This window comes from Streptomyces sp. (genome assembly GCF_035563135.1).
In the GTDB taxonomy this organism is placed as follows: domain Bacteria; phylum Actinomycetota; class Actinomycetes; order Streptomycetales; family Streptomycetaceae; genus Streptomyces.
In genome coordinates, this window is the sequence record NZ_DATMVN010000053.1 from 1 (window position 1) to 8,266 (window position 8,266).

General features: G+C 72.3%; 7 protein-coding genes. 6 read left to right on the forward strand and 1 reads right to left on the reverse strand.

What is annotated here, in order from left to right; translation table 11 throughout:
* A partial coding sequence (locus VN520_RS02285; RefSeq protein WP_414719752.1) for an MFS transporter occupies positions 1–1,444 on the reverse strand: 1,444 nt, incomplete at its 3' end.
* 238 nt (positions 1,445–1,682) lie between these two features.
* Here VN520_RS02285 and VN520_RS02290 point away from each other — a divergent pair.
* The 6 genes from VN520_RS02290 to VN520_RS02315 all read left to right on the forward strand — a co-directional run.
* Positions 1,683–2,351, forward strand: a complete 669-nt coding sequence (locus VN520_RS02290; protein WP_325745125.1) for a TetR family transcriptional regulator — start codon at positions 1,683–1,685, stop codon at positions 2,349–2,351.
* A gap of 258 nt (positions 2,352–2,609) precedes the next feature.
* Positions 2,610–3,821 (forward strand): alpha/beta hydrolase, encoded by a 1,212-nt coding sequence (locus VN520_RS02295; protein WP_325745126.1) that lies wholly within the window; start codon positions 2,610–2,612, stop codon positions 3,819–3,821.
* A gap of 117 nt (positions 3,822–3,938) precedes the next feature.
* Positions 3,939–4,865, forward strand: coding sequence for a DUF4429 domain-containing protein (locus VN520_RS02300; RefSeq protein ID WP_325745127.1), 927 nt, complete (start codon positions 3,939–3,941; stop codon positions 4,863–4,865).
* Positions 4,866–5,045: 180 nt separating this feature from the next.
* Complete coding sequence (locus VN520_RS02305; RefSeq protein ID WP_325745128.1) at positions 5,046–6,395, forward strand: sensor histidine kinase; 1,350 nt, start codon at positions 5,046–5,048, stop codon at positions 6,393–6,395.
* A complete protein-coding gene (locus tag VN520_RS02310) occupies positions 6,392–7,072 on the forward strand; it encodes a response regulator transcription factor (protein ID WP_325745129.1) in 681 nt (226 codons plus the stop codon). Before VN520_RS02305 ends, VN520_RS02310 begins: the two co-directional genes overlap by 4 nt.
* Positions 7,073–7,287: 215 nt before the next feature.
* A partial coding sequence (locus VN520_RS02315) for an alpha/beta hydrolase (protein ID WP_325745130.1) occupies positions 7,288–8,266 on the forward strand: 979 nt, incomplete at its 3' end.

Consider the following 8,266-nt stretch of genomic DNA (forward strand, 5'->3'; position numbering starts at 1 on the left):
GCTTGGTGAGTGCGGCGACCAGGGCCGCGACGACCGCGACGAGGCCGGCGACCATGAAGGCCGAGCTCATCCCCGACACGAATGTGTCATGCGCGACGCCCGTGATCTTCGCCGCGATCTCCGGCGGGGTGCCGGGGGCGACCGGGGGCATACCGACCTTGATGGCGGCGGACGCCTGGTCCAGCTGCTCCGGGCCGACCGGCGGAAGCTCCGCCGCCTTCCAGTTGCCGTCGAGCTTCGCGTCGACCTGGGCGGCCATGACGGCGCCCAGGACGGCCGTACCGAGGCTGCCGCCGACCTGCATGGCGGCCTGCTGGAGTCCGCCCGCGACACCCGAGAGCTCCATCGGGGCGTTGCCCACGATGACCTCGGTGGCGCCGACCATGACCGGCGCGAGGCCGAAGCCGAGCAGCGCGAACCAGAGCGACATGGTCAGCGTGCCGGTACCGGTGGTCAGCTGCGACATGCCGAACATGGCGACCGCGACGGACACCATGCCGCCGACCAGCGGTACGCGAGGGCCGAACCTGGTGATCGCGGCGCCGGCGAGCGGGGAGCCGATGATCATCATTCCGGTGAGCGGCAGCAGGTGCAGACCGCTGTCGACCGGGCTCATGCCATGGACGTTCTGGAGGTAGAAGGTGACGAAGAACAGGCCGCCCATGAAGGCGAACGCCATCAGCACCATCAGGATCACACCGGCCGACAGCGGTACGGAGCGGAACATGGCCAGCGGGATCAGCGGCTCGCGGACATTCTTCTGGGAGAGCGCGAACACGAAGAACAGGACGAGGGCGGCGCCCAGGAAACCGAGCGTCCTCCAGTCGCCCCAGCCCCATTCGGAGCCCTTGATCAGCGACCAGACGAGGCAGAACATCGCCTGCGACAGCAGGACGATGCCGCCGATGTCGAAGGACTTCGGCGCGTTCTCGGCGCGGTGGTCCCTGAGGATCACGAAGCCGAAGAGGAGCGCGATCACACCGACGGGCACGTTGATGAAGAAGACGGACTGCCAGCTGACGTGCTCCACGAGCACGCCGCCGAGGATGGGCCCGCCCGCGGTCGAGGCACCGATCACCATGCCCCAGATGCCGATCGCCATGTTCAGCTTCTCGGCGGGGAAGGTGGCGCGCAGCAGTCCGAGTGCCGCCGGCATCAGCAGTGCCCCGAAGAGGCCCTGCAGCACCCGGAAGACGATCACCAGCGTCACGCTGTCGGAGAGGCCGATGGCGGCCGAGGCGGCGGCGAATCCCGCGATGCCTATGAGGAACGTCTGCCGGTGGCCGAAGCGGTCACCGAGCTTGCCGGCGGTGATCAGGGAGACCGCGAGGGCGAGCATGTAGCCGTTGGTGATCCACTGGACGTCGGCGAGCGAAGCTCCGAGGTCCTGCTGGATGGCGGGGTTGGCGATCGCGACGATCGTGCCGTCGAGCGCCACCATCATCACGCCGATGGCGACGGCGAAGAGCGTCAGCCAGGGGTGGCCGCGCAGTCCCTTCACCGGTGCGGGGACAAGAGTGTCTTCAGGCTCCCGCGGCGCCTTCTCGACAGTGGTCTGACTAGTCATGCGCAGGACATTATGTCAGCTGCTGACAGTTGACAAAGCAATTCACAAGACAGTAACTGTCACTTAGCTCACAGGTAGGCTGAGCAGGGAAAAGCAGCGAGAAGAGGTCTGGCACGTGACACGCAGGCAGACAGCCGGAGTTCCCGTACCGGGGGCCCCGGACGGGTTGCGCGAACGCAAGAAACGGCGCACCCGCGAGGCCTTGCTGCACGCCGCCCTCAGGCTCTTCACCACGCAGGGGTACGAGCGGACCACCGTCGACGAGATCGTCGACGCCGTCGAGGTCTCCCAGCGCACCTTCTTCCGCTACTTCGCGAACAAGGAGGCCGTGGTCTTCGCCGTCCAGGAGGCTGTGGACGCGCGCTTCCTCGCGGAGCTGCGTCAACGCCCCGCAGCGGAGACCCCTTTCGAGGCGATGCGCCGAGCCGCTCTGAACGCGTGGAGCACCGCCTCCGAGACCGGTGACGAGGACGTCACGGCCGAACTCAAGATGCGCGCCTACCGGGTGATCGAATCGACCCCCGCACTGCACGGCGCCCACATGCGGCGCCACCTCGGTCTGGAGCAGCAGACCGCTTCACTGATCGCGGAGCGTGAGGGCCTCGACCTGGAGGCGGATCCGCGCCCCCGGGTCGCCGTCGCCGCCTTCTCCGGGGTGATGCGGCTGACCGGACAGCTGTGGGGGCGGCGGAAGGACGCGGGCGAGGACGCCCTCCGGGAGCTGACCGAACTCCACCTGGACCAGCTCGGACCTGCACTCTCCGGCAGCTGGCGCACCGCGTAGGTCCATCCTCACGCGAACCGCGCAGGTGTGCCGCACCCCTCCTCGCGGGCGCATGGCCGAACTCACACCAGGCCGGCCGCTCCCGCCATTTCGCGTATCGCGCGGCACTCCGAAGCGCCGGAGCGTGAAGCTCTCACACACGGAGCGTCAATCCGTCGCACACGGAGCGCGAAGCACACACGGCTGATTCCCCGCAGCCGGGTGATCCGCGTCATCCCTGCCACGGCGTCGTGCGCGTGTCTTCTAGGGTGAGGCGCAGTGAATTCCTTCGACTCCTCCCCCACTCTCACCGCGTGGCGAGCGCTGCTCGCCGTCGCGGTCGTGCTCGTGATGCTGGCGACCACCGGGTGGACCGCTGTGCGCAGTCAGCACTCCGCGTCGCCGCGCGAGACCGCGCTCGCTTCCTGGGCGAAGGACCGGATAGCCGGTCGCTCCCTCCCGGACGTGAGTGCTCCGGCATACCGGCTGGCGCACTTCTTCGCGACGCTCACGGCGGGCCGGCGGGTCGCCCTGGCCGACAAGTACCCGCTGGTGGTGGGAAATCTCGACGGCGCGCCTGTCACCCTGCGCTACCGGGCCAACCGGCACGCCCTGGTGCAGGCGGAATCGGCGGAGGAGAAACGGGCGCGGGACACCCGGCTCTCGCCGGACGGGCGGCATCAGGCCGTGCTCCGGCTGGCACGCTTCCGCTCCCTGCTCTCCGGTGACCGGCAGATCCTCGCCTTCGACCCGTCGGGCCGCGGCCGGGCGGCCGAGGTCTTCGGCGACCTCGACCGGGCCGAGCGGGTCTCGGTCGTCGTGCCCGGCGTCGACACGAGCCTCCTGACGCTGGAGCGCAGCGACCTCAGGCGGAACGCGGCGCCCGTCGGCATGGCGCGGTCGCTGTACGGCGCCGAGCGCTCGGCGCGCCCCGGTGCGCGTACGGCCGTCATCGCGTGGGCCGACTACACGGCGCCCGCGGGGATCGGTATGGACGCCGCGCTGGGCGGGCTCGCGGCGCAGGGGGCGGTACGGCTGAACGCCCTCGTGAAGGGGCTGCCCGGCACGTCGGGCGTATCGCTGTTCTGCCACAGCTACGGCTCCGTGCTGTGCGGGACGGCCGCGCACGAGCTGCCGGCCAGGGTGTCCGACATCGCGGTCGCGGGCAGTCCCGGGATGCGGGCGGACACCGTCGACGCCCTGCACACCCGGGCCAGGGTGTGGGCGATGCGGGACGGTGACGACTGGATCGCGGACGTGCCGAACATGGCGGTCGGCGGGCTCGGACACGGCGCCGACCCGGTCGACCCGGCCTTCGGCGCGCGGATCGTGTCGGCGAGCGGCGCGATCGGGCACAGCGGCTATTTCGAGCCGGGCACGGAGAGCCTCAGCAACTTCGCCGCGATCGGCGTGGGTGCCTACGGCTCGGTCAGCTGCGCGACCGCCGATGGCACGTGCCACCGGGAAATTTCCGGCGGTCCAGAAGTCTGACGCGCGTAGAAACACGTCTGACGCGGGTGAGGAGCGGCGAACAGCCTGTCTGCCTGATCGCGATTCTGCCTGTACCGAAGGGGGACGTGCGCGCCTGTGCCACATACGATGAGGCACATGGGTGATGTGCTGGCCGGAATTCATGCCACCTGGGAGTTCGACACCGACTCCGTGCTCATCCGCTTCGAACGGGGGATCCGCACGCCGAGGCTCTTCCAGAGCCTGCGCGAACGCCGCGTTCCGTACGCGGCGCTGTCGTCGGTGACGCTCGCCCCGGGCAAGCGGGGCACGGTGGTCCTGCACGCGGTGCCGAGACCCGGTGCCGATCCGCTGCTGGAGGCCGCGGCCGGGCAGCTCAAGGAGGGCCACGACCCGTACCGCCTGGTGCTGCCCGCCGAACGCGGGACGCTCGCCGAGTACTACGCCGACGAGCTGCGCGCCCTGCTCGGACCGGAGGCGACCCGGCCCGCCGAGCGCTTCATGGTGACGGCCCCCGAGGCGCCGATGCACTTCAAGGCGTACGACGGCCGGGCCGGGTTCGACGGCACCCTGGTCTCCTTCCGGTGGTTCTGGACGGGGGCGTCGAGCGCCAAGTGGAAGGCGGGCGACCAGACGTTCCCCGTGGCGGAACTGGCCGGAATCGAGTGGTGCTCACCCGAGGCCTTCGAGGGATACCTCCGGCTGGTTCCCCGCGACGTGGTGGCGGACTCCGCGGCGGGCGGCCCCGCCCCGGCGCAGGTGCCCGGTGCGGGCCAGTCGTCCGTGGCGCGTGTGCAACCGGACCAGGATCCTGCCTCTGTCGTGTTCGGCATGGGTTACGGGCCGGTCCACGAGTCGCTGCCCTTCGCCGCGGCGGTCCTGGAGTCCGTGCGCAGGACCCAGTCGGTGCCCGTCCCGACAGCGGCCGTCCCGGTGGGTGGAGCGCGGCGCGACCCGGCGGACATCGCCGAGCGGATGCGCCACCTCGGGGACCTGCACCAGGCGGGGCTGGTGACGGACGCGGAGTACAGCGCGAAGAAGGCGGAGCTCCTCGCCGAGCTGTAGGGGTACGGGGGCTCGGGGTCTCGGCCCTCCTCCCCTCCCGGCAAGGGGCTCTCAGCTCCTCCCCCTCCTTCCGGCAGGAGATCCCCCGCCCCCTACCCCGGTACGGGGGCCGGGCCCCCGGTCCACCCCCCCCCCGGTATGACGCCGCCCGGCACGCCGCGCGCCTACTCTGACCCGACCATGCCTCCCTCCACCGCCGGGCCCCCGCCCGCCGACGGCCTGCTGAGCGCCGCCCGCCGCAATCTGCGCGAGCTCGCCCACGGGCTGTCCCACGCGTCCCATCCGCCCACACCGCTGTTCGCCGATTCCCCGGACCGCCGGCTGCGGCTGCTGCCGTACGCCGTGGTGATCGCCCTCGCCGCTGTCTTCATCCCCGTCACGATCGACGTGCTGACCAGCGATTACGAGGCGCCCGGCGGAGTCGCCGGTGCCCTGGCCGTCGGGCAGGCCGCCCCCCTGCTGATGCTGGCGCACAGGCCGCTGCAGGCCTGGTGGATCGTCTTCACCGCCGATGTCGTGGGCGCCCTGGCGCTGCTGGCACTGCCTGAGCAGCAGGGCACCATCTGGCCGTGGACCCCGCCGGCCATCGTCGGCTACCTCTTCGTGCTGCTGGCCCTGGGGCTGCGCGAGAGCCGGCGGACCGTGACCGGCGTGTGGCTGATGACGGGCGCGGCCGGGCTGCTGCTGCACCTGCTCGCGCCCGTGCGCAGCGACGGCGGCGCGCTCCTGCTGGCCGTACTCGGCGCGGTGGTGCTCGTGAGCGGAGCCGCGGTACGGGAGCGGAGCGACGCCCAGCGCCGGCTCGTCGAGCAGGAGACGGTCAACGAGGCCGAGCGGGCACGACGCACACTGCTGGAGGAGCGCACCCGGATCGCCCGGGAGCTCCACGACGTGGTCGCGCACCACATGTCGGTGATCACCGTGCAGGCCGACTCGGCTCCGTACCGGATCGGCGGGCTCGGCGAGGAGGCGCGGGCGGAGTTCGCGTCGATCGCGGCCGGGGCCCGGGAGTCACTGGCCGAGATGCGGCGGCTGCTGTCGGTGCTGCGCAGTGACGGCAGCCGGGGTGAACTGGCCCCGCAGCCCGGTCTCGACCGGGTGCAGCAGCTGGTGGAGGCGACGGTGCGGGCCGGGGTCCCGGCCGAGCTGTCGCTGGCGGCGGATGTGGCCGATGCGGTGGAGCGGGGCGGTGTGCCGCAGGCGGTGGACCTCTCGGCGTACCGCATCGTGCAGGAGGCGCTGGCCAATGTGGTCCGGCACGCGCCGGGTGCCCGGACCCGGGTGTCGGTCACGGTGCGCGAGGGCAGTCTGACGGTGCTGGTCGTCAACGGCAGGCCGCAGGAACCGGGTTCGCCGCTGGAGGCGTCGGGGACGGGCCACGGGCTGGTCGGCATGCGGGAGCGCGTACGGTTGACCGGCGGCACGCTCGACGCCGGCTCCCTGCCGGACGGGGGCTTCCGGGTGGCCGCGCGGCTCCCGCTGCCGCCGCCCGAGCCGCCCTCGGCATCTCTGCATCCGGAGGACCCGTGACCATCCGCGTGATCATCGTCGACGACCAGGCCATGGTGCGCGCCGGATTCGCCGCGCTGCTGGCGGCGCAGAGCGACATCGACGTGGTGGGCGAAGCCCCGGACGGGCGCAAGGGCGTCGAGGTCAGCAGGACGGTGCATCCGGATGTCGTCCTGATGGACGTCCGGATGCCGGAGATGGACGGGCTGGCCGCCGCCCGCGAGCTGTTGAGCCCACCGACGGGTGTGGTCCACCGCCCGAAGGTCCTGATGCTCACCACGTTCGACGTCGACGACTACGTCTACGAGGCGCTGCGCGCCGGGGCGTCCGGGTTCCTGCTGAAGGACGCCCCGCCGGCGGACCTGATCTCGGCGGTGCGGATCGTGGCGGCGGGGGAAGCGCTGCTCGCGCCGTCCGTGACCCGGCGTCTCATCGCGGACTTCGCGCGTCAGCGGCCGGCGGCACCGTCGGGCGGGACCGCGTTGCGGCTGAACGGCCTGACGCCCCGGGAGACGGAGGTCCTGGGGCTGATCGCCCGGGGTCTGTCGAACCAGGAGATCGCGGCGCGGCTCGTGCTGGCCGAGCAGACGGTGAAGACGCACATCGGCAGGGTGCTCGCCAAGCTCGGGCTCCGGGACCGGGCGCAGGCCGTGATCTTCGCGTACGAGTCGGGGCTGGTGACGCCCGGGGAGGCGTGACACCACGCCGGCCCCCCGGGGCGCGCCGTGGGGGTTCCCCCGTGTGCCCCGCACCGGTTCCCCGGGGAGGAGAGCAGGGCTTTCCCCCCGTACACCCCCTACCCCGGTATCACCGGGCAGTTGGCCCCGCGGGGTGACGTCCTGCCGCCCGTCGTCCTCCTACCTTCCTCCCCTGCGCACCGGACGGTGTGCACGAGCAGGACGGGGAGGGCACGATGCGCCGATTCGCGAGGACGCTGGCCGCGGTCGCACTGGCGGCCACAGTGGTGGCAGGGACGGCCGGCTGGGCGTCCGGGAACACTCAGCGGGCGGTCACCGGGCCGCCGCCCGGCAGCGCCTCGTGGCGCGCCGACGGGGTGCTGGGGCGGGAGCTGCCCGACCCGGCCCGGGTGACGCCGGCACAAGTGCAGGCGTTCTTCCTGGGGTTGAGCGGGGCCGAGCAGCGGACGCTGCTGGAGCGGCACCCGTCGGTGGTCGGCAATCTGGACGGGGCCCCGGTGGAGCTCCGCTACCGCGCCAACGCCCGCGCCCTGCGCGCCTCCCGCGATCCCCGGTACTCCGGTCTCGCCGCGCCCGGACGGCAGATCCTCGCGTTCGACCCGCGCGGGCGCGGCCAGGTCGCCGAGGTGTTCGGGGACCTGCGCTCCGCCCGTCATGTGTCCGTCGTGGTGCCCGGCTCGGACATCGACGCCGGGACCTTCGACCGGCGGGGCGACGTGTACGGCACCCCGGCGGGTATGGCGAAGTCGCTGTACGCCGAGGGGGGTCCGGACCACGCGGTGATCGCCTGGGCCGGTTACACCACCCCGGTCGGCCTCAGCCTGGACGCCGCGACCGGCACGCTGGCGGAGGCGGGGGCGGAGCGGCTGACCCGGTTCACGGCGGGGCTGGCCGCCGACGGGCTGCCCGCGCCCGTCGTGTTCTGCCACAGCTACGGCTCGGTGGTGTGCGGGCTCGCCGCCTCCGGGCTCGGCGCCACGGATCTCGTCGTGCTCGGCTCCCCCGGGATGCGCGCCGACGACGTGGCCGGTCTGCGCACCCGGGCGCGGGTTTGGGTGGCCAAGGACGACACCGACTGGATCGATGACGTGCCGTACGTGGAGGTGGCGGGTCTCGGGCACGGCGCCGATCCGGCCGGCGAGGATTTCGGGGCCCGCCGGGTGCCCGCGCGGGAAGCCGAGGGCCACACCGGCT